Below are 21,650 nucleotides of genomic sequence, written 5' to 3'. Positions count from 1 at the left end.
CGCCATGGCCCTTGTCTACAGCACCGATCTTGGACGCACCTGCCCTGCCTGCCGCCAGTCGCTGGCGGCCTGCACCTGCAAGGCCGCCATGCCCATGCCCGCGGGCGACGGCATCGTGCGCGTCAGCCGCGAGAAGACTGGCCGCGGCGGCAAGACCGTGACCGTGGTGCGAGGCCTGACGCTGGATGCCGTGGCGCTGGCCGCCACCGCCAAGCAGCTGCGTGCGGCCTGCGGCGCCGGCGGCACCACGAAGGACGGCGTGATCGAGGTGCAGGGGGACCATGTCGAACGCGTGATGACCTGGTTGACCGAGTCGGGGCACCGGGTCAAGCGCGTCGGGGGCTGAGACCTGGCTTCAAGCCGCCCGACGCACGCCGCACCCCCAAACGCAAGAAACCCCGGTCGAATCAACGAACCGGGGTTCCTGGAACCGCCACGCGGGACGTCCGGGGACGTCCCGTGATGCGTCATGCGGGCATCACATGTGGTCGATCATGACCTGGCCGAAGCCCGAGCAGGACACCTGGGTCGCGCCGTCCATCAGGCGGGCGAAGTCGTAGGTGACCTTCTTGCTGGCGATCGAGCGTTCCATCGACGCGATGATCAGGTCGGCGGCTTCGGTCCAGCCCATGTGGCGCAGCATCATCTCGGCCGAGAGGATCTCGGAGCCGGGGTTGACGTAGTCCTTGCCGGCGTACTTCGGCGCGGTGCCGTGGGTGGCCTCGAAGCAGGCGATCGAGTCCGACAGGTTGGCGCCGGGGGCGATGCCGATGCCACCGACCTGGGCGGCCAGCGCGTCGGAGATGTAGTCGCCGTTGAGGTTCAGCGTGGCGATCACGCTGTACTCGGCCGGGCGCAGCAGGATCTGCTGCAGGAAGGCGTCGGCGATCGAGTCCTTGACGGTGATCTCGCGACCCGTCTTCGGGTTCTTGAACTTGCACCACGGGCCGCCGTCGATCAGTTCGGCGCCGAACTCGCGCTGGGCCAGCGCATACGACCAGTCACGGAAGCCACCTTCGGTGAACTTCATGATGTTGCCCTTGTGCACGATGGTCACGTTGGGCTTGTCGTTGTCGATCGCGTACTGGATCGCCTTGCGCACCAGGCGCTCGGTGCCTTCGCGCGAGACGGGCTTGATGCCGATGCCCGAGGTGTCGGGGAAGCGGATCTTCTTGACGCCCATGTCCTCGATCAGGAACTTGATGACCTTCTTGGCCTTCTCGCTCTCGGCTTCCCACTCGACGCCGGCGTAGATGTCTTCCGAGTTCTCGCGGAAGATGACCATGTTGATCTTCTCGGGTTCCTTCACCGGCGAGGGCACGCCCTTGAAGTACTGCACCGGGCGCAGGCAGACGTAGAGGTCCAGTTCCTGGCGCAGCGCGACGTTCAGCGAGCGGATGCCGCCACCGACCGGGGTGGTCAGCGGGCCCTTGATCGACACGACGTAGTCCTTCAGGACCTCGAGCGATTCGGCGGGCAGCCACACGTCCGGGCCGTAGACCTTGGTAGCCTTCTCGCCGGCGTAGATCTCCATCCAGTGGATCTTGCGGGCGCCGCCGTAGGCCTTGGCGACGGCGGCGTCGACCACCTTCAGCATGACGGGCGTGATGTCGAAACCGGTGCCGTCACCCTCGATGTAGGGAATGATGGGGTTGCTGGGGACGTTGAGCGAGAAGTCCGCGTTGACGGTGATCTTCTGGCCCCCGGCGGGCACCTGGATGTGTTGGTACATGTGGCCGACTCCGTGTGATTCGGTAGGGTGGTTTCTCAGGGGAAAGCGATTCTAGGTCAGGCACTCTGTCATGGACTTGACAGGCCGTTGCCCTGCACACGATGCGCGGGCGCAGAGCGTGCAAGTCACGTGCCCGCCGTGGACGCGTGGATCAGGCCCGGGTCGAGCACGCGTCAGGCTTGTCGTGCTCAGGCACACCAGGCCTGCAGGGGTTCGAGCAGGCCGTGGCCGAGGGTCCAGCCGACGCTGGCGACGAGCATCGCGCCGGCCAGACGCAGGGCCAGCGCGCCGCCGTCGTCGAGCGACGCGACGCCACCAGCCGGTCCAGCCGGTCCGGCCGGATCGGCCATCGCGGCGTCCGCCCGACGCCTGCGCAGCCAGGGGCGCAGGCGGAACCACAAGGCCGGACCGGCGACCAGGCCGACGCTGCTGGTCAGCGCGAAGGCGGCCATGACACCCGCCCCGGCCAGCGCGCCCGAGGCCATCGAGGCCACCAGCAGCGCGCCGTGCAACAGGCCGCAGGGGATGACCGGCCAGAGCAGGCCCAGCGCACCGGCCTTCAGGCCGCCATCCAGGCGTCGCTCCAGGCGCACGGGCTGCCAGCCACCCTCGCCGACCTGATCGGGCGTGCGCGGCTGGCCGAGCGACTCGATCCAGCCCTGCACCGCCGCCGGCATGCGGCCACGCACCAGCAGCCACAGGCCAAGGAACAGCAAGGCCATCTGCAGAGCCGACCAGACCGGCCGCAGCCAGCCGACGCCCTCGCCGAGCCAGCGCAGGCCGGCCGCAGCCGAGGCCACGGCCGCGCCGGCCGCCGCATAGGCGACCAGGCGCCCGGCCAGCACTGCGGTGGTGCCCTGCCCCGGCCGCTGCGGGGTGCAGCGACCCGCCACGGCGGTGCAGGCCGCGCTGCACATGCCGGCGCAGTGCAGCGAGCCGGCCAGGCCCATCAGGGCGGCGGCGGCAGCGAGGGTGAGGCTCATGGGCGGCAGCTTAGCGGCCCGGCCGGCCCGATGGCGCGCGCCGGGTGGCTGGTGCGGACGGGGCTCAGATCACGCGCGAGAAGCGCTCGCGCGACAGGTCGGCCCGCAGGTGCTTGTCGAACACCATGGCCACCGAACGGACGAAGTACCAGCCCAGCGGCGTCAGCTCGAAGCCGTCGGCGTCGAGGCTCAGCAGGCCGTCGTCGGCGAGTTCGCGGATCGCGTCCAGCTCGGCCGCGAAATACGTCTTCACGTCGATCAGGTGGGCCAGCGAGACCGATTCGAAGCTCAGCCTGCCGTGGCACATGATGGCCATGATCACGGCCCGGCGCACCAGGTCGTCGCGGGTCAGGGCCAGGCCGCGCACGATCGGCAGCTCGTTGCGGTTGAGCGCGTCGTAGTACTCGTCCAGCGTCTTGGCGTTCTGGCTGTAGGTCGCGCCGACCCGGCCGATGGCCGACACGCCCAGCGCGATCAGGTCGCTGTCGGCCTGCGTGCTGTAGCCCTGGAAATTGCGATGCAGCCGGCCCTGGCGCTTGGCCTGCGCGAGCGAATCCTCGGGCAGCGCGAAGTGGTCCATGCCGATGTACTGGTAGCCGTGCGCGATGAAGCCGCTGATGGCCTGCGACAGCATGCCGATGCGGTCGGCGCCGCTGGGCAGCTCGTCCGGGACGATGCGGCGCTGCGGCTTGAAGCGCTGCGGCAGGTGGGCGTAGCCGTACATCGCGATGCGGTCCGGCCGCAGCGAGGCGACCTGGCGGATGGTGCGCGCGTAGCTCTCGGGCGTCTGGCGCGGCAGGCCGTAGATCAGGTCGACGTTGATGGACTGGAAGCCGAGGTCGCGGGCATCGACCATCAGGGCCTGGACCTGCTCGAAGGGCTGGACGCGGTGCACGGCCTTCTGCACATCTGCATCGAAGTCCTGCACGCCGTAGGACAGGCGGTTGAAGCCGAGGTCGGCCAGGTGCCTCAGGCGTGCGCGGGTGACGGTGCGCGGGTCGATCTCGATCGAGTACTCGCCGCGCGGCTCGATCATGAAGTGCTGGCGCAGGATGCCCATCAGGCGGTCGAGCTCGCCGTCGTCGAGGAAGGTCGGCGTGCCGCCACCGAAGTGCAGCTGGGTGACCGAGTGGCCGCGGCCCAGCACGTCGGTGACCAGCCCGGCCTCGCGGGCCAGCGCGTCGATGTAGGCGCTGGCGCGGCCGTGGTCCTTGGTGACGATCTTGTTGCAGGCGCAGTAGTAGCAGACCGACTCGCAGAACGGCACGTGCACGTAGACCGACAGCGGCCCGCCGGCGGCACCGATGGCGCCGCTGGCACGCTGTTCGAGCGCCTGGCGGTAGTGGTCGGCGGTGTAGGCCTCGACGAAGCGGTCGGCGGTCGGGTAGGAGGTGTAGCGCGGTCCCGGCCGGTCCATGCGCCGCAGCAGCTCGTCGCTCAGCGCAGGCGCCTGGGTCGTGGCGTCCGCAGCGGCGTCGAAGGCCTGGAGCGGGAGGGACGTGACGCCCTGGGGCGACACCTGACCGGAGATCATCGTGTGCATGGAGCGCCACTGTGCCGCGCCGCAGCCGTCCGGTCTTGACCTGCCTCAAGCCCAGTGCGCGGGGCCTCATCAAGAATTCCTTCATCCCGACCCGTATCAACCCAAGCGTCGCGCGCTGGGCGTGCATACTGTGGCGCGTGCGCCACCGAACAGGAACCGGACCATGATCCACGAAGCCTCCGCCACCCCGTCGTCCCAGCTCAATGCGCTGAAGGTGGCGTGCTCGGCCTGCAACCTGCGCGAGTTGTGCCTGCCCGTCGGGCTGTCCGAGGACGAGCTGACCTCGCTCGACACCCTCGTCAGCACGCGCCGCAGCGTCAAGCGCGGCGAGGCGCTGTTCCATGCCGGCGACGACTTCGCTGCCCTGTACGCCGTGCGCACCGGTTTCTTCAAGACGGTCGTCTCGGCCTCGGACGGCCGCGAGCAGGTCACCGGCTTCCAGATGGCCGGCGAGCTGATCGGCCTGGACGGCATCAGCAACGACCGCCATTCCTGCGATGCCGTGGCGCTGGAGGATTCGCAGGTCTGCATGATCCCGTACGGCCAGCTGGAGCACCTGTCGCGCGAGTTCACGCTGCTGCAGCACCAGTTCCACAAGATCATGAGCCGAGAGATCGTGCGCGACCACGGCGTGATGCTGCTGCTGGGCAGCATGCGCGCCGAGGAGCGCCTGGCCGCCTTCCTGCTCAACCTGACGCAACGCCTGCAGGCGCGCGGCTTCTCGGCCTCGGCGCTGGTCCTGCGCATGACGCGCGAGGAGATCGGCAGCTACCTGGGCCTGAAGCTGGAGACGGTCAGCCGGACCTTCTCGAAGTTCCAGGACGAGGGCATCCTCGAAGTCAAGCAGCGCGACATCCGGATCCTCGATCAGGACGCGCTCCAACGCGTCGTCAACGGCGCCGCCTGCTGATATTGCCCCCGGTCCCGGACCTACCGGGACCACCCCCCGAGGGGGTGCCAGCCGCCTTGGGGCGGCCCGGCGCCGGCTGGCGGGCGTTGACCGCGTCACAGCATCCAGAACGGCGACCCGCGGGTCGCCGTTTTCACGTCTGCATCGGACGATGCCCGCTTCAGGGGAAGCGCCGCCGGGTGGCGAGTTCGCCTTCGGCGAGGGGTTCGCGCAGCAGCAGCTGGGTGATCGCGCCGGACAGGCCCAGCACGACCCAGAACAGGAAGAAGGCGATCGAGTAGACCGCCTTGCGGTCCATGTCGACCGCTGCCCCGCCCAGCCAGTGCAGCGCCTGCGGGTCGACGAAGGCGAACACCAGCATCTCCAGCACGCCGGCCATCAGGAAGGCCGGCCACAGCACGGCCAGCGCGCGGCGGCCGAAACCCGACAAGGCCGCGCCGGTCGGGCCGGCTGCGTCCGGGACACCCAGCTCGGAGCTGTCGAAGTCGCTGTCCGCTGCGCCGTCCGGCGCGTCGGAGCCGAGCTTCGCGTTCATTTGTCGCCTGCGGGCTTGCCGCCCGTCGCCGCATGGTTGCGGGCCTGCATGGCCGGCAGGTTGCCGGCATGGGGCGCCGTGTCGACGTCGTCGGCGGCCTGGCTGGAGGCATGGGTGTCGAGCACCGGATCGGGGTGCGTGATCGCGATCGCAAGGGTCGCGAAGCCGGCGACGATCACGGCGGCGGGGCCGCCCAGCACCAGCCACATCATCGGCTCGCGCCACCAGTCACGGCCCGGTTGGGACGGATCGGCAGCGGGCGCGTTCACGGCAGGACGGGTAGCGGACATCGTGGATCTCCTGAAGATCGGCGGGACGCGCTCAGCGCGGCACCAGGAAGGTGGACTTCTCGCGCAGGCTGACGGGAGCCGTGGCATCGCCTTCGGGCAGGCGCTGGACGTCGAAGTGGATCGGGTGGCTGCCGGAGCCGGCACGCTGGGCATGCATCGCGTCGAGCCGGACCTCGACGGTGACCCAGCGGGCCTCGGCCGGGCCCACCCGCAGGTCGCCGTCGAGCGTGGCCCTGAGGCCCTCGATGCCGCCAGCCTCGATGCGGTAGGTCTGCGTCGACTCGGTCGTGTTCATGACCTGCAGCCGGTAGACGTTCTCGATCGCGCCATCGTCGACGATGCGCGCCAGCGAGGCCCGGTCGCGCACCACGTCAACCTTGAAGGGCGAGCGCAGCGCCAGGCTGGTGCCCAGCGCGGCCACGATCAGGAACAGGATGGCGGTGTAGACCAGCACACGCGGACGCAGCGCCCGCCGCCACATCTGGGCCCGGTTCCAGCCGGCGGCCAGGCCGTTCTCGGTGGTGTAGCGCACGAGGCCACGCGGATAGCCCATCTTGTCCATCACGCTGTCGCAGACGTCGACGCAGGCGGCGCAGCCGATGCATTCGTACTGCAGGCCCTTGCGGATGTCGATGCCGGTCGGGCAGACCTGCACGCACAGGTTGCAGTCGACGCAGGCACCCAGGCCGAGCGTCGTCGGATCGGCCTTCCTGCTGCGCGAGCCACGCGGCTCGCCGCGTTCGGCGTCGTAGGTGATGATGAGCGTGTCCTTGTCGAACATCGCGCTCTGGAAGCGCGCGTAGGGACACATGTACTTGCAGACCTGCTCGCGCATGTAGCCGGCATTGCCGTAGGTGGCGAAGCCGTAGAACAGGACCCAGAACCATTCCCAGGGACCGAAGCCCAGCGTCACGGCCGATGCGGCGAGTTCACGCACCGGGGTGAAGTAGCCGACGAAGGTGAAGCCGGTCCACAGCGCGAAGCCGATCCAGGCCAGTTGCTTGCCGCCCTTGCGCCGCCACTTGTCGAAGGTCCAGGGACCGGCATCGAGCTTCATGCGGGCGGCGCGGTCGCCCTCGAACTTCTTCTCGAACCAGAGAAAGATCTCGGTGTAGACGGTCTGCGGGCAGGCATAGCCGCACCACAGCCGGCCGGCCAGCGCGGTGAACAGGAACAGCGCGTAGGCCGAGACGATCAGGATGCCCGTCAGGTAGATGAAGTCCTGCGGATAGAGCACCAGGCCGAAGATGTAGAAGCGCCGTGAACCGAGGTCGAACAGCACCGCCTGGCGGTCGTTCCAGCTCAACCACGGCAGCCCGTAGAAGACGATCTGGGTCAGCCAGACCAGCGCCCAGCGCCACCTGACGAACAGGCCCGTGACGGCCTTCGGGTAGATCTTCCGGGTCTTCTCGTAGAGAGAGACCATCTTCACCGAAGGATCGGCTTTCGCCGTCGCCGGCGCAGGGCTGTCGTTCATGAGGGGTGGCGGAACTTCACAAGTGGACGGGCCCGGCCGCGTCACCGCAATCAGGCCCGAGGCCAGCTTACTGGCGGGTGGTGACCAGGTCGGCCGAGGCGGTCTTCGGGCCCTTGTGCGACAGGCTCCAGACGTAGGCGGCCAGCACGCGGATCTGCTCGGCGGTCAGGCGCGAGGCGTGCGGCGGCATGACGTTGGTCTTGCCGCCGTTGACCATCGCGATGATGGCGTCCTCGCCCCAGCCGTGCAGCCAGACCTTGTCGGTCAGGTTGGGCGCGCCCATCGCCTGGAGGCCCTTGCCATCCGCACCGTGGCAGGCCGCGCAGGCACCGAACTTCGCCTTGCCGAGCTGGGCGGCGATGTTGTTGTGCGCGCTGCCCGACAGGCTCAGCACGTAGTTGGCGACGTTCTTGACATCCTCGGGCGTGCCGACCGCCGCAGCCATCGGGGGCATCATGCCCTGGCGACCTTCGGCAATGGTCTTGGCGATGTAGTCCAGGCCACCGTCACCGCCGAGCCAGTCGCCGTCGGCCAGGTTCGGGAAGCCCTTGCTGCCGCGACCGTCGGAGCCGTGGCAGCCGGCGCAGTTGTTGACGAACAGGCGCTCGCCGATGCCCATGGCCTGCGGGTTGGCGGCCAGGGCCTCGACCGGCTGGTCGTTGAACTGCGCATAGACCTTGGCCAGTGCTTCCCTGGCCTTGTCCTGCTCCTTCTGGAGCTGGTCGACGCTGGACCACTTGAGCGTGCCGGTGGCGCTGCCCAGCCCCGGGTAGAGCGCCAGGTAGAGGCCGGCGAAGACCACCGTGATCACGAACAGGCCCATCCACCAGCGCGGCAGCGGGTTGTTCAGCTCACGCAGGTCGCCGTCCCAGACGTGACCGGTGGTGTTGTCCTCGGCCATCACCTGACGGCGGCTGGCGATGATCAGCAGGACCAGGCAGAGCAGCAGGCCCACGATGGTGAGGCCGGCCACGAACAGCGACCAGCCGCTGGAGACGAAGTCACTCATGGGTGGCTCCCTTGTTGGCTTGCAGGGCGGGCTCGTCCAGGAAAGGCAGCTGGGCCGCCTCGTCGAAGGATGAGCGATTGCGGCGCGAGTAGGCCCAGACCACGATGGCCAGGAAGCCCGCGAACGACAGCAGGGTCACGAGGCTGCGCAGGGTGTTGAGATCGGATTCCATCTCGCGCTCCTCACTTCGACGCGGCAGCGGCGGCGGCCGCAGCCGTGCCCATCACCTGCAGGTAGGCGACGACGGCATCCATCTCGGACTTGCCCTTGACCTCGTCACCGGCCTTGGCGATCTCGTCGTCGCTGTAGGGCACGCCCACCACGCGCAGCGCCTTCAGCTTCGGCGCCATGTCGGCCGGATTGACCATGGCGGTGTTGAGCCACGGATAGGCCGGCATGTTGGACTCGGGCACCAGGTCACGCGGGTTGTTCAGGTGGATGCGGTGCCAGTCGTCGCTGTACTTGCCGCCCACGCGATGCAGGTCGGGACCGGTGCGCTTGGAGCCCCACTGGAAGGGGTGGTCGTAGACGAACTCGCCGGCCTTGGAATAGTCGCCATAGCGCAGCGTCTCGGCGCGGAAGGGACGGATCATCTGCGAGTGACAGTTGTAGCAACCCTCGCGGATGTAGACGTCGCGACCGGCCAGCTGCAGCGAGGTGTAGGGCTTCAGGCCCTCGACCGGCTGGGTCGTGGAACGCTGGAAGAACAGCGGCACGATCTCGACGATGCCACCCCAGATGACGGTCAGCAGGACCAGCACGATCATCAGGAAGTTGCTGGTCTCGATCTTCTCGTGACCGCTGGCGGGCTTGTGTGTGTTTGCCATGTCTTGTGCTCCTTGCGCCTCAGGCGTGGGCCGCAGCCAGGGGAATGGGCGCGGGCTCGACACGACCGTTGCGCACGGTCATCACGGTGTTCCAGGCCATGATCAGCATGCCGCCCAGGTAGAGCAGGCCACCGGCCACGCGGATCACGTAGAAGGGGTAGGTCGCCTTGACGCTCTCGACGAAGCTGTAGACCAGCGTGCCGTCGGGGTTGGTGGCGCGCCACATCAGGCCCTGCATGACGCCGGCGATCCACATCGCGGCGATGTAGAGCACGATGCCGATGGTGGCGACCCAGAAGTGCAGCTCGATGGCACGCACGCTGTACATCTCCTTGCGGCCGAACAGGCGCGGGATCAGGTAGTACAGGGCGCCCATCGACACCAGGCCGACCCAGCCCAGCGCGCCGGAATGCACGTGGCCAACGGTCCAGTCGGTGTAGTGGGACAGCGCGTTGACCGTCTTGATCGACATCATCGGGCCCTCGAAGGTCGACATGCCGTAGAACGACAGCGACACGATGAGGAACTTCAGGATCGGGTCGTCACGCAGTTTGTGCCAGGCACCCGACAGGGTCATGATGCCGTTGATCATGCCGCCCCAGCTCGGCGCGAGCAGCACCAGCGAGAAGATCATGCCGATCGACTGGGCCCAGTCGGGCAGCGCGGTGTAGTGCAGGTGGTGAGGACCGGCCCACATGTAGGTGAAGATCAGGGCCCAGAAGTGCACGATCGACAGGCGATACGAATACACCGGGCGCTCGGCCTGCTTGGGGATGTAGTAGTACATGATCCCCAGGAAGCCGGCGGTCAGGAAGAAGCCCACTGCGTTGTGGCCGTACCACCACTGGACCATGGCGTCCTGCACGCCGGCATAGGCCGAGTAGCTCTTGGTCAGGCTGACGGGGATCGCCGCGCTGTTGACGATGTGCAGCAGGGCCACGGCGATGATGAAGGCACCGAAGAACCAGTTCGCCACGTAGATGTGGCGGACCTTGCGGATGCCGACGGTGCCGAAGAACACGATCGCGTAGGACACCCACACGACGGCGATCAGGATGTCGATCGGCCATTCGAGTTCGGCGTATTCCTTGCCGGAGGTGTAGCCCAGCGGCAGCGAGAGCGCCGCCAGCAGGATCACCAGTTGCCAGCCCCAGAAGGTGAACTGGGCCAGCGCCGGCAGGAACAGCCGGGTCTGGCAGGTGCGCTGCACCACGTGGTAGCTGGTGGCGAACAGCACGCAGCCGCCGAACGCGAAGATCACTGCATTGGTGTGCAGCGGGCGCAGGCGCCCGTAGCTGAGCCACGGGATGCCGAAGTTGAGTTCGGGCCACGCCAGCTGGGACGCGATGATCACGCCCACCAGCATGCCCACCACCCCCCACAGGATCGAGGCGAGGGCGAACTGCCGGATCACCCCGTCGCTGTAGACGGGCGATGCCGTCTGTGTTGTCACTGCCATTGATTGCTCCTTCGAAGCTCATTCATCGTCTGGTTCGGCGCGGATTCTTTGTCACTTCGCACCCGTGCCGCTTGATTCGTATCAACCCCGATGGCGCGCCCCGTCGAAGCGGACGAGGTGTCGTCGCCAAGCAACCTCAGGCCCTCACGCTCGAGGTCGTCGAACTGGCCGGACTTCAGCGCCCAGGCAAACACGACCAGGATGCCGAAGACCAGTACCACCGACAGCGGGATCAGGAGATAGAGGATGTCCATGGTTCAGGCTCCGGACGTCGCGGTCATGACGGCCGGCTGCTCCAGCGCGGCTTCGCGAACGGCACCGGCCTCCTGGGCCGGCAGGGGGTGGGCAGGCGTCGACCGCACGCGGTCACGGGCCAGGCGCAGGCCGTTGAGCACGACCAGCAGCGAGCTGAGCGCCATGCCCAGCCCGGCCAGCCACGGCGGCAGCCAGCCGACCAGCGCGAGCGGGACGCTGACGAGGTTGTAGAGCAGCGCCCAGGCCAGGTTCTGGCGCACGATGCGCACGGTGCGCACGGCGGTGTCGTGCAGCACGACCAGGTCCCCGATGCGGTCCGACAGCACGATCACGTCGGCCCGCGCCTGCGCCAGCGCGGCGGCGCTGCCCATGGCGATGGAGACATCGGCGCGGGCCAGCACCGGCGCGTCGTTGATGCCGTCGCCGACCATCGCCACCGCTTCGCCCTGTGCCTGCAGCACGGCGACGGCATCGAGCTTGTCCTGCGGCGTGCAGCGCGCCCGGTGCCCGCCCAGGCCGAGCTTGGCGGCCATGCGCGCGACCGGCGCGGGCTGGTCACCCGACAGCAGCAGGGTGCGCAGGCCCGCCGCCTGCAGGCTTGCGACGGCCGCCGCGGCATCCGCTCGCAAGGTCTCGTCGAACTCGAAGCGCACCAGCGGCTGCCACCGCTCGCCTGGACCGTGGGCGTCGCCCTCGCCCTGCATGGCCAGCCACACGGCCGGTCGTTCGACCCCGGCCTCATCGGCACCGCACCAGGCGGCCGAGCCGAGTCGCCAGGTCCGACCGTCGACACGGGCCTGCAGGCCGGCACCGGCCTGCTCGATCAGGTCGGCCAGTGCGGGAAGACCGGCCGACGCATGGGCATCCGCCGACGCTGAAAGCGCACGGGCCAGGGGATGACGCGAACGCGCGGCCAGCGCATCGGCGATGGCGCGAACGCGCGTGGCATCGAGGCGGTCCGGCTGGCTCAGCGGCTGAGCCAGTGCGAGCGCGAGACGATCCTCGGTGAGCGTGCCGGTCTTGTCGAACACGACATGGCGCACGCGGGTCAGTGCCTCCAGCGCATCGAGACGTTGCAGCAGCACGCCGCGCCGGGCCAGGTTGCCGGCGGCGGCCAGCCAGGCCACCGGCGCGCCCAGCGACAGCGCGCAGGGACAGGTCACGATCAGCACGGCCACCGCGACCTCGATCGCACGAGCGGGCTCGATCTGCAGCCAGACGACGTAGGCACCGAGCGCCAGCGCCAGCACCGCCCACAGGAAGGGTCCGGCGATGCGGTCGACGCTGACGAGGAAGGACGGCCGCTCGGTCAGCGCCCGCTCGACCAGCGCGACGATGCGCTGGAAGCGCGTCTGCGCGCCCAGCTGCGTGACCCGCAGCGTCACCGGCGACCCGAGGTTCAGGCAACCCGCCGACACCGCATCGCCGGGCCCGCGTTCGACCGGGCGCGACTCGCCGGTCAGCATGGCCTCGTCGACCTGCGTGCGACCGTCGAGCACCTCGCCGTCGGCCGCGAAGGCCTGGCCGGCATGCACGCGGATGACGTCGCCCAGCACCAGTTCGGCGGCCGGCACACGTTCGACGCGGCCATCGGCCAGCAGGCGTTCGACGGCGTCGGGCAGGCGGCGCATCACCGCGTCGAGCGACTGCGCGGCACGGGCGCGGGCGCGGCTCTCCAGCAGGCGCGCTGCGAGCAGGAAGCTGACGAACATGGTCAGCGAATCGAAGTAGACCTCGCGTCCGAACACGCTGGCGGCCTGCAGGCCGCCGAAGGTGGCGGCCGAACTGGCCACGAAGGTCACGGCGATGCCCAGGCTGACCGGCACGTCCATGCCGATGCGGCGTTCGCGCAGCGCGCGCCAGGCGCCCTGGAAGAACGGCCCGGCGGCGAACAGCACCACCGGCACGCTGAGCACCCAGCTGGCCCAGCGCAGCAGCTGGACCATGTCGACGCTGATGTCGCCAGGCTCGGCCACGTAGGCCGGCGTCGCGTACATCATCACCTGCATCATGCAGAAGGCGGCGACGAAGAGCCGCCAGATCGCCCGCCGCGACTCGCGCCGCGCCAGCGCGACGGCCTCGGCGCCGGTGTCGGGAAACGCGCCGTAGCCGGCTGCGCGCACCGCCTCGATCAGGGTGGAGACGCGGGTGCGGGCCGGGTCCCATTCGACCACCGCCCGCTCGGCGGCACCGTTGACCTCGGCCAGCCGCACGCCGTCGACGCGCAGCAACGCGCCCTCGATGACGCCGGCACAGGCGGCACAATGAATCCCGCCCAGCAGCAGCCGGGTCCGCCCGGTGCGAGCGCCTTCAGGGCCCTCCAGCCACTGCGTGCAGACCGCCAGCGAGGACGGCGCGTCCACGGCGGCAACCTGTGTCTCGGTCAACCCCACGGGCGCGCCGGAACGGGCGGGCAGCGAGGGGTCGGCAGCGGGTACGGCAGGTGCGGACATGGCTCGGAAAGGTGGCTCGGCAGGACCCGGATGGGGCCTCGTCGCGCATTCTGAAACAGTCCCGCCAGTACAACATGATCCAGATCAAGACGACTACCCCAACAGGTATCAAGATGCCCTTGCACCACACCTTCCGCGAGCGGTTGAAGCGGACCTCGATCGCCCTGCTGGCGACGCTGGCGTTGAGCCCGATCGGCCCGGCGCTGGCCCAGGTCCAGAAGCTGCCGACGATCGAACTGAGCGCGGGCATGCACCGCATCGAGGCCGAGGTCGCCGGCAACCCGCAGCAGCGCCAGATCGGCCTGATGAACCGCCCGTCGATGCCGCCCAACCACGGCATGCTGTTCGTGTTCGAGGGCCCGGACATGCATTGCTTCTGGATGCGCAACACGCTGCTGCCGCTGTCGATCGCCTTCCTGGCGGCCGACGGGCGCATCGTCAACATCGAGGACATGGCGCCGCAGACCGAGGCCTCGCACTGCCCGCGCGAACCGGTGCGCCATGCGCTGGAGATGAACCAGGGCTGGTTCGCCAAGCGCGGCTTCAAGGCCGGCGACCTGATCGCCGGCGCGCCCTTCGTCAGGAAGTGAGCGCGTCGCCGGCCTGCGGCGTCAGCGGGTCTTGGCGAGGATGCGGTTCTTCAGCTCGGCCAGCATGCCCAGCGCGATGTCGCGGCCGGCCTGGATCGAGCGCTTGCGGGCCGAGAAATCCGCGCTCGAAATGCCGGTGAGCTTCGGCCTGAGCACGATGTCGGCCTCCTTCAGCTCGAAGCTGTTGATGCTGCGGCCCATGATCGAGAAGGTCTGCAACAGCATCTTCATCGCATCGCCGGTGGCTGCGCCTTCCGGCGGCGAGGAGATGTCGACCGCGATCACCAGGTCGGCGCCCATCTGGCGCGCGTAGCGCACCGGCACCGGCGCGACCAGGCCGCCGTCGACGTACTCGCGCCCGCCGATTGAGACCGGCTGGAACACCGCCGGCACCGAACTGGAAGCCCGCACCGCGGTGCCCGCATCACCGCGACGGAACAGGATGCCGGAGCCGTCGTCGAGGTCGGTCGCGACGATGCCCAGCGGCATCTTCATCTGCTCGATCGTCCGGCTGCCGGTCTGCGTGCGCACGTAGCGGGCCAGCGCCTCGCCGCGGATCACGCCGCGCAGCGGGAAGGACCAGTCGGTGATCGTGGCCTCGTCCATGGTGTCGGCCAGTTTCGCCAGCGCCTGCCCGTTGTGGCCGGACGCATAGAGCGCGGCCACGAGGCTGCCGGCCGAGGTGCCGACCACCAGGTCCGGCCGGATGCCGTTCTCCTCCAGCACCTGGATGACGCCGATGTGGGCGAAGCCGCGGGCCGCACCGCCGCCCAGGGCCAGGCCGATGCGCGGTGGCTTGGGCGGGGTCGGCGGGACCACGACGACCGGCGGCGTCGGCTCGACGCCAACAGGCGGCGTCGGCTGTACGCCAACAGGCGACGACGCGCCGCCTTCCACCGGCGGCACCGGGCTGCCCGTGCCGCCGCCCAGGACGACCGGTGCCTGCGGGCCGCCCGGCGCGGTCGCGCAAGCGGTGATCAACAGGGTCAGCCCGAGGGCTGCGCCCGCGAACACTCGGCGGACAGCGCGGGACGGGAACGACAGGTCGGTACGGGGCTGGGTCGGCATGGCGCGAATTCTAGGGAGCCGGCCAGGGCGCCGGTCCTGGCGACATATTCCACAGACCCATAAGCATCATCTGAATAAGTAGTTTGTTTATATGAAGCCTGTCCTTAGAGTCGCGACCCTGTCCACTGGCGCCTGCTGCCGGCGGACCCGACACCTCGACTGGCATTCATGGACTGGCTTCCCCCCTTCGACTGGATGGCGATCCTCAGCGGCTTCGGCATCGGCCTGATCGTCGGCGTGACCGGCGTGGGCGGCGGCTCGCTGATGACGCCGCTGCTGATCTCGGTCTTCCACCTCGAGAAGGCGGTCGCCATCGGCACCGACCTGTGGTTCGCCGGCCTGACCAAGGTCTCGGGCTCCTGGGCCCACCACCGCCACGGCCACGTCGACTACAAGATCACCACGCTGCTGCTGGCCGGCAGCATCCCGGCCTCGATCGGCACGACCGCGTGGATGCACATGGTCGGCATCACCAAGAAGGCCGACAGCCTGCTGAGCTTCGCGCTGGGCATTGCGCTGGTGCTGACGGCGGTGACCATCATCCTGCGGCCGGTCTGGCACCGCGTCGGCCTGTGGCTGGAGCGCTGGATCACCGACCGGCGCCGGCCCTGGCTGACGCTGCTGTGCGGCGTGATCCTGGGCGTGCTGGTCTCGCTCAGCTCGATCGGCGCGGGTGCGCTCGGCGCCACGCTGATCCTGCTGCTCTACCCGCGCCTGCCCACGCCGCGCCTGGTGGGCACCGACATCGCCCACGCGGTGCCGCTGACCCTGGTGGCCGGCATCGGCCATGCCACGCTGGGCAACGTCCACTGGGCCCTGCTGATCGAGCTGCTGGCCGGCTCGGTGCCCGCGATCTGGATCGGCGCACGCCTGACCAAGCTGCTGCCAGACATCTGGACCCGCCTGGCCCTGTCCTGCGCGCTGCTACTCGCGGCGCGGAAAATCCTGCTGATCGCCTGATTCCACGGCTGCCGGCCGCACGTGCCGCCGCCCTGTCCCGCCTCCCTCGCCGACGACCGCCATGTACCAGTACACCGACTTCGACCGCCAGTTCGTGCGCGCCCGCGCCGCCCAGTTCCGCGACCAGCTCACGCGCAACCTCGCCGGCCAGCTCGGCGACGACGAGTTCCGCCCGCTGCGCCTGCAGAACGGCTGGTACATCCAGCGCCATGCGCCGATGCTGCGCGTGGCCGTGCCCTACGGCGAGCTCAACAGCCGCCAGCTGCGCACGCTGGCCCAGATCGCGCGCGAGTTCGACCGCAGCTACGCCCACTTCACGACCCGCCAGAACGTCCAGTACAACTGGATCCCGCTGCCGCAGGCCGCCGACGTGATGGAGCGCCTGGCCGCCGTCGACATGCACGGCATCCAGACCAGCGGCAACTGCATCCGCAACATCACCAGCGACGCACTGGCCGGCGTCGCGGCGGACGAGGAGATCGATCCGCGCCCCTACTGCGAGCTGCTGCGCCAGTGGAGCACGCTGCACCCCGAGTTCGCCTTCCTGCCGCGCAAGTTCAAGATCGCCGTCTCCGGCGCCCGTGAGGACCGCGCCGCCATCGGCTGGCATGACGTCGGCCTGAAGCTGGTGAAGAACGCGGCCGGCGAGATCGGCTTGCGCGTCCAGGTCGGCGGCGGCATGGGCCGCACGCCGATCGTCGGCAGCGTGATCAGCGAATTCGTGCCCTGGCAGCAGATCCTCGTCTACCTAGAAGCCATCGTGCGGGTCTACAACCGCTACGGCCGCCGCGACAACGCCTACAAGGCGCGCATCAAGATCCTGGTGAAGGCCGAGGGGCAGAAGTTCTTCGACGCGGTCGAGGCCGAGTACCGCGCCATCCTGACGCACGACACCGACGCCGACGCGCAGGTCATCCCGCAGGCCGAGTTCGACCGCATCAACGCCTGTTTCGTGCGCCCGGCCGGCGTCGCGCCGCGGGCCGAGTTCGATGCCGAAGCGGCCGCCGGGCAGTCCTCCGCGCCGCAGGCCTACCGCCGCTGGCTGCAGCGCAACGTGCATGCGCACCAGGTGCCGGGCTACCGCGCGGTGACGCTGTCGGTCAAGCGCGCCGGGCAGGCGCCGGGCGACGCCACCGACGTCCAGATGGACCTGGCCGCCGACCTCGCCGACCGCTACAGCAGCGGCGAGCTGCGCGTCACGCACGACCAGAACCTGCTGCTGCCCTGGGTCGTCGCCAGCGACCTGCCGGCCCTGTACGAGGCCGCCAAGGCCGCCGGCTACGCCACGCCCAACATCGGCCTGGTGACCGACATGATCGCCTGCCCCGGCGGCGACTTCTGCGCGCTGGCCAACGCCCGCTCGATCCCGGTCGCCGAGGAGCTGACCGCCCGCTTCGACGACCTCGACGAGGTCTTCGACATCGGCGAGATCGACCTGCACATCAGCGGCTGCATCAACTCCTGCGGCCACCACCACAGCGGCCACATCGGCATCCTTGGCGTCGACAAGGACGGCACCGAGTGGTATCAGGTCACGCTCGGCGGCTCGGACGGCTCCGACCACGCGCCGGTGGCCGTGCCGGGCAAGGTCATCGGCCCGTCCTTCGCGGCCAGCGAGATCGCCGACGCGGTCGAGGCCATCCTCGACACCTACCGCGCGCAGCGCCAGTCGGGCGAGAAGTTCATCGACGCGGTGCACCGCCTCGGCATCGACCCGTTCAAGGCCGCCGCCAACGCCCAGCGCACCTCGACGGCCCGCGCCGAAGCCTGATCGACGGCCCGCACCCGACACCGAGCACACGACCATGAAGTTCATCACCACCCACCACGACCCCGCCTGGACCACCGTCGGCGGCGAGGACGGCCCGTCGCCGCACCCGATCGCCCGCGATGGCCAGCTGCTCACGCTGGAGCAATGGCATGCCGTGCGCGAGACCTGGCCGGCCGGCCTGCGCACCGGCGTGATCCTGGCCAACACCGACGACGTCGAGAACCTCGCGGCCGACCTGCCGCGCCTGGCGCTGGTCGTGATCGAGTTCCCGAAGTGGGTCGACGGCCGGGCCTACAGCCAGGCCCGCCTGCTGCGCCGCCGCTACCGCTATGCCGGCGAGGTGCGGGCCCGTGGCGACGTGCTGGTCGACATGCTGCCGCTGCTGCAGCGCTGCGGCGTCGACGCGGTCGTGCTGCGCCACGACCAGTCGGTCGACGCGGCCGAGCGTGCGCTCGGCTTCTTCGGCGGCCACTACCAGGGCGACGTCGACGAGACCCGCCCGCTGTTCAAGCGCCCGGCCGACGAGGCCTGGAAGGCCGGCAGCGACGAGTTCGTCAACGCCGGCGCGGCCATCTGACCCGAAGGAGCCAGCACATGGGTGCCATCGACCTCTACGCCCGCCAGAAACCGGGCTACGAAGACCGGCTCGCGCAGGCCATCGAGACGCTGCGTGAAGCCAGCGCCGCCCACCCGGGCCGCATCGTCCAGGCCACCAGCCTGGGCGCCGAGGACATGGTCGTCACCGACCTGATCCAGCGCCACGGCCTGCCCATCGCCATCGGCACGCTGCAGACCGGCGCGCTGCATGCCGAGACGGTCGCGCTGATCGGCCGGCTGGAGACGCACTACGCCGCGCAAGGCCTCAAGGTCGAGGTCTACGAGCCGAAGAACGAGGCCGTGATCACCTTCGTGCGCGACCACGGCGAGAAGGCGATGTACGAGAGCATCGCGCTGCGCAAGGCCTGCTGCGGCATCCGCAAGCTCGAACCGCTGTCGCGCATGCTGGCCCAACGCGGCGGCTGGATCACCGGCCTGCGCCGCGAGCAGTCCAACAACCGCGGCGGCATGCTGCGTGTCGAGGCCGACGACGCCGGCCGCGCCAAGTACAACCCGTTGATCGAGTGGACCTGGAACGACGTGTGGCATTACATCGCCAGCCATGGCATCCCCTACAACCCGCTGCATGACCAGTTCATGCCCAGCATCGGCTGCGCGCCCTGCACCCGCGAGATCGCGGTGGGCGAGGACTTCCGCGCCGGCCGCTGGTGGTGGGAGGACGAGAACGCCAAGGAATGCGGCCTGCACGTCCACCAGACCGAAGCCCGCCAGGCCTGAGACCGCGCGACGCCAACAGAATCAAGAAGACATGAACGCCCCGACGAAGACCATGACCGAACTGCTGCACGACGTGGACCACCGCCACCTCGACGCCCTCGAAGAAGAGGCGATCTTCATCCTGCGCGAGGTCGCCGGTGCCTTCGAGCGCCCCGGCCTGCTGTTCTCCAGCGGCAAGGATTCCTGCGTGGTGCTGCACCTCGCGGAGAAGGCCTTCAAGCGCAGAGTCAGCGCTCCTGGCGAACGCCCGCGCTTCACGGGCAAGCTGCCCTTCCCGCTGGTCCACGTGGACACCGGCCACAACTTCCCCGAGGTGATCCAGTTCCGCGACGAGCGCATCGCCGAGATGGGCGAGCGGCTGATCGTCGGCCACCTGGAGGACTCGATCGCCAAGGGCACGATCCGCCTGGCCCACCCGCTGGAATCGCGCAACGGCCACCAGACCGTGACGCTGCTGGAGACCATCGAGGAGCACCGCTTCGACTGCATGATCGGCGGCGCCCGTCGCGACGAGGAGAAGGCGCGCGCCAAGGAGCGCATCTTCAGCCACCGCGACAGCTTCGGCCAATGGCAGCCCAAGGAGCAGCGCCCCGAGCTGTGGAACCTGTTCAACACCCGCATCAAGCCGGGCGAGCACTTCCGCGCCTTCCCGATCAGCAACTGGACCGAACTCGACGTGTGGCTCTACATCGCCCGCGAGAGCATCCCGCTGCCCAACATCTACTACACCCACAAGCGCGAGATCTACCGCCGCAAGGGCCTGCTGGTGCCGGTCACGGACGTGACGCCGCCGGACGCCAGCGACGTGGTCGAGACGGTCGACGTGCGCTTCCGCACCGTCGGCGACATGACCTGCACTTGCCCGGTCGAGAGCGACGCGGCCACCACCGCCGACATCGTCGCCGAGACGCTGCAGGTGACGGTCTCCGAGCGTGGCGCGACCCGCATGGACGACCGCACCTCCGAGGCCTCGATGGAGCGCCGCAAGAAGGAAGGCTATTTCTGACGGCCCCCACGCGCCCTGCCGGTCGCTGCCCCCCGAGGGGGCTCATGCAGCGGACCGGCGGAGCCGGATCCGCGCACGCGGCTTGACGAAGATGGAACAAGACATGAACCCTGCACACATCGATGCCAGCGCCGAGCTGGCCCACAAGGCCCTGCGCTTCCTGACCGCCGGCAGCGTGGACGACGGCAAGAGCACGCTGATCGGGCGGCTGCTGTTCGACAGCCGCGGCATCCTGGCCGACAAGCTCGACGCGCTGGAGAAGCGCGCGGCCGGCGCGCCGATCGACCTGTCGCTGCTGACCGACGGCCTGGAGGCCGAGCGCGAACAGGGCATCACGATCGACGTGGCCTACCAGTACTTCGCGACCAAGACGCGCAAGTTCATCATCGCCGACGCCCCCGGCCATGAGCAGTACACCCGCAACATGGTGACGGCCGCGGCCGGCTCCGACGCGGCGGTCGTGCTGGTGGACATCACCAAGCTCGACACGTCCGTGCCCGATGTCGTGCTGCTGCCGCAGACGCGCCGCCACAGCCTGCTGGCTCGCCTGCTGCGCGTGCCCAGCATCGTCTTCGCGGTCAACAAGCTCGACGCGATCGATGCCGGCAGCGAAGCGGCCTTCAAGGCTGTGTCGACGGCGCTGGAGAAGTTCGCGGCCGAGGCCGGCATCACCGTCAAGGGCATCGTGCCGGTGTCGGCCCTGCGCGGCGACAACGTCGCCACGCCGTCGGCCAACTGGGACTGGTACACCGGCCCGACCCTGCTGCAGCTGCTGGAGACGCTGCCGGTGACCGACGAGGCGCACGACGGCAACCTGCTGGTGCCGGTGCAGTACGTGGCCCGCGACGACGGCGAAGCGAATGGTCAAGTTGCCGCCGTTGGCGGCGTGGGCCACCAGCACCGCGTCATGTGGGGCCGCATCGCCCACGGCAGCGTCAGGGCCGGTGACACGGTGCAGATCTTCCCGAGCGGCGAGACCGCCATCGTCGCCGCCGTGCGCCATGCCGGGCTGGACGTGGACGCCTGCGAGGCCGGCCAGTCCGCCGGCATCGTGCTGGACCGCCAGGTCGACGTCTCGCGCGGCGACTGGATCTTCACCCCCGGCAGCAGCCGCACGGTGCAGGAGTTCCAGGCGACGCTGGCCTGGCTGGACACCGAGCCGGCCGTGCTGGGCCGCAAGTACTGGGTCCGCCACGGCAACCGCTGGGTGCAGGCCCGCATCACCGAGATCGCGCACCGCCTGGACATCCACACGCTCGACGAGGTCGATGCCCACCAGCTCGGCGTCAACGAGATCGGCCACGTGACGATCCAGACCCAGCAGGCCCTGCCGGTCGAGGCCTATGCGGCCAACCGCGTCGGCGGCGCGCTGATCGTGGTCGATCCGACCACCAACCGCACCAGCGGCGCGCTGCTGGTGCAGGCCGCCGCCTGAGGCGTCCGGCCG

At 69.4% G+C, this 21,650-nt stretch carries 22 protein-coding genes; 9 read left to right on the top strand and 13 right to left on the bottom strand.

Features of this window, described 5'->3' with window-relative positions:
- Positions 1–4 precede the first annotated feature (4 nt).
- Positions 5–346 carry a translation initiation factor Sui1 gene (locus Q8X39_RS00185; protein ID WP_305747611.1) on the top strand — a complete coding sequence of 114 codons (342 nt, stop codon included), beginning with the start codon at positions 5–7 and terminating at the stop codon, positions 344–346.
- Between the two features lie 132 nt (positions 347–478).
- Here the strand turns inward: Q8X39_RS00185 and icd are convergent, their stop codons facing one another.
- The 3 genes from icd to hemN all read right to left on the bottom strand — a co-directional run bounded on the left by icd (position 479) and on the right by hemN (position 4,258).
- A complete protein-coding gene (icd, locus tag Q8X39_RS00180) occupies positions 479–1,732 on the bottom strand; it encodes an NADP-dependent isocitrate dehydrogenase (protein WP_305747610.1) in 1,254 nt (417 codons plus the stop codon).
- Between the two features lie 188 nt (positions 1,733–1,920).
- On the bottom strand, positions 1,921–2,715 hold the full coding sequence (locus Q8X39_RS00175) for a sulfite exporter TauE/SafE family protein (RefSeq protein WP_305747609.1): 795 nt from the start codon (positions 2,713–2,715) through the stop codon (positions 1,921–1,923).
- Positions 2,716–2,779: 64 nt separating this feature from the next.
- Positions 2,780–4,258 carry an oxygen-independent coproporphyrinogen III oxidase gene (gene hemN, locus Q8X39_RS00170; protein WP_305747608.1) on the bottom strand — a complete coding sequence of 493 codons (1,479 nt, stop codon included), beginning with the start codon at positions 4,256–4,258 and terminating at the stop codon, positions 2,780–2,782.
- Positions 4,259–4,421: 163 nt separating this feature from the next.
- Here hemN and fnr point away from each other — a divergent pair, with 163 nt between their 5' ends.
- Positions 4,422–5,168, top strand: a complete 747-nt coding sequence (gene fnr / locus Q8X39_RS00165) for a fumarate/nitrate reduction transcriptional regulator Fnr (RefSeq protein WP_305747607.1) — start codon at positions 4,422–4,424, stop codon at positions 5,166–5,168.
- A gap of 160 nt (positions 5,169–5,328) precedes the next feature.
- Here the strand turns inward: fnr and Q8X39_RS00160 are convergent, their stop codons facing one another.
- The 9 genes from Q8X39_RS00160 to Q8X39_RS00120 all read right to left on the bottom strand — a co-directional run bounded on the left by Q8X39_RS00160 (position 5,329) and on the right by Q8X39_RS00120 (position 13,473).
- Positions 5,329–5,703 (bottom strand): hypothetical protein, encoded by a 375-nt coding sequence (locus Q8X39_RS00160; protein ID WP_305747606.1) that lies wholly within the window; start codon positions 5,701–5,703, stop codon positions 5,329–5,331.
- A complete protein-coding gene (locus Q8X39_RS00155) occupies positions 5,700–5,993 on the bottom strand; it encodes a hypothetical protein (RefSeq protein ID WP_305747605.1) in 294 nt (97 codons plus the stop codon). The genes Q8X39_RS00160 and Q8X39_RS00155 overlap by 4 nt, the downstream gene beginning before the upstream one ends.
- A gap of 31 nt (positions 5,994–6,024) precedes the next feature.
- On the bottom strand, positions 6,025–7,470 hold the full coding sequence (ccoG, locus tag Q8X39_RS00150) for a cytochrome c oxidase accessory protein CcoG (RefSeq protein ID WP_305747604.1): 1,446 nt from the start codon (positions 7,468–7,470) through the stop codon (positions 6,025–6,027).
- Between the two features lie 67 nt (positions 7,471–7,537).
- Positions 7,538–8,479 carry a cytochrome-c oxidase, cbb3-type subunit III gene (gene ccoP, locus Q8X39_RS00145; protein WP_305747603.1) on the bottom strand — a complete coding sequence of 314 codons (942 nt, stop codon included), beginning with the start codon at positions 8,477–8,479 and terminating at the stop codon, positions 7,538–7,540.
- Complete coding sequence (locus tag Q8X39_RS00140; RefSeq protein ID WP_305747602.1) at positions 8,472–8,651, bottom strand: cbb3-type cytochrome oxidase subunit 3; 180 nt, start codon at positions 8,649–8,651, stop codon at positions 8,472–8,474. Before Q8X39_RS00140 ends, ccoP begins: the two co-directional genes overlap by 8 nt.
- 10 nt (positions 8,652–8,661) lie before the next feature.
- A complete protein-coding gene (gene ccoO / locus Q8X39_RS00135; protein WP_305747601.1) occupies positions 8,662–9,306 on the bottom strand; it encodes a cytochrome-c oxidase, cbb3-type subunit II in 645 nt (214 codons plus the stop codon).
- A 19-nt stretch (positions 9,307–9,325) separates the two neighbouring features.
- Positions 9,326–10,765, bottom strand: coding sequence for a cytochrome-c oxidase, cbb3-type subunit I (ccoN, locus tag Q8X39_RS00130; RefSeq protein WP_305747600.1), 1,440 nt, complete (start codon positions 10,763–10,765; stop codon positions 9,326–9,328).
- Positions 10,756–11,019: a cbb3-type cytochrome oxidase assembly protein CcoS gene (gene ccoS / locus Q8X39_RS00125; RefSeq protein WP_305747599.1), complete on the bottom strand. Its 264-nt coding sequence runs from the start codon at positions 11,017–11,019 to the stop codon at positions 10,756–10,758. The genes ccoN and ccoS overlap by 10 nt, the downstream gene beginning before the upstream one ends.
- 3 nt (positions 11,020–11,022) lie before the next feature.
- Complete coding sequence (locus tag Q8X39_RS00120) at positions 11,023–13,473, bottom strand: heavy metal translocating P-type ATPase (RefSeq protein ID WP_305747598.1); 2,451 nt, start codon at positions 13,471–13,473, stop codon at positions 11,023–11,025.
- A 113-nt stretch (positions 13,474–13,586) separates the two neighbouring features.
- Between Q8X39_RS00120 and Q8X39_RS00115 the strand changes: the two genes are divergently transcribed.
- Positions 13,587–14,063: a DUF192 domain-containing protein gene (locus tag Q8X39_RS00115; protein ID WP_305747597.1), complete on the top strand. Its 477-nt coding sequence runs from the start codon at positions 13,587–13,589 to the stop codon at positions 14,061–14,063.
- A 21-nt stretch (positions 14,064–14,084) separates the two neighbouring features.
- On the opposite strand, the gene Q8X39_RS00110 is transcribed toward Q8X39_RS00115, so the two are convergent.
- Complete coding sequence (locus tag Q8X39_RS00110) at positions 14,085–15,131, bottom strand: patatin-like phospholipase family protein (RefSeq protein WP_305747596.1); 1,047 nt, start codon at positions 15,129–15,131, stop codon at positions 14,085–14,087.
- Between the two features lie 168 nt (positions 15,132–15,299).
- Between Q8X39_RS00110 and Q8X39_RS00105 the strand changes: the two genes are divergently transcribed.
- From Q8X39_RS00105 to Q8X39_RS00080, 6 genes are all read left to right on the top strand, one after another.
- Positions 15,300–16,091, top strand: a complete 792-nt coding sequence (locus Q8X39_RS00105; RefSeq protein ID WP_305747595.1) for a sulfite exporter TauE/SafE family protein — start codon at positions 15,300–15,302, stop codon at positions 16,089–16,091.
- 61 nt (positions 16,092–16,152) lie between these two features.
- Positions 16,153–17,862 carry a nitrite/sulfite reductase gene (locus Q8X39_RS00100; protein WP_305747594.1) on the top strand — a complete coding sequence of 570 codons (1,710 nt, stop codon included), beginning with the start codon at positions 16,153–16,155 and terminating at the stop codon, positions 17,860–17,862.
- Positions 17,863–17,896: 34 nt separating this feature from the next.
- Positions 17,897–18,439, top strand: a complete 543-nt coding sequence (locus Q8X39_RS00095; RefSeq protein ID WP_305747593.1) for a DUF934 domain-containing protein — start codon at positions 17,897–17,899, stop codon at positions 18,437–18,439.
- 17 nt (positions 18,440–18,456) lie between these two features.
- Positions 18,457–19,197: a phosphoadenylyl-sulfate reductase gene (locus Q8X39_RS00090; protein ID WP_305747592.1), complete on the top strand. Its 741-nt coding sequence runs from the start codon at positions 18,457–18,459 to the stop codon at positions 19,195–19,197.
- 31 nt (positions 19,198–19,228) lie between these two features.
- A complete protein-coding gene (gene cysD / locus Q8X39_RS00085; protein WP_305747591.1) occupies positions 19,229–20,203 on the top strand; it encodes a sulfate adenylyltransferase subunit CysD in 975 nt (324 codons plus the stop codon).
- 103 nt (positions 20,204–20,306) lie between these two features.
- Positions 20,307–21,638, top strand: coding sequence for a sulfate adenylyltransferase subunit 1 (locus Q8X39_RS00080; RefSeq protein WP_305747590.1), 1,332 nt, complete (start codon positions 20,307–20,309; stop codon positions 21,636–21,638).
- Positions 21,639–21,650 lie beyond the last annotated feature (12 nt).

It is taken from the genome of Leptothrix discophora (genome assembly GCF_030705305.1).
Taxonomy (GTDB): Bacteria; Pseudomonadota; Gammaproteobacteria; order Burkholderiales; family Burkholderiaceae_C; genus Sphaerotilus; species Sphaerotilus discophorus.
Note: the sequence above shows the minus strand (reverse complement) of the source record. Positions and strands in the feature narration are given on the sequence as shown.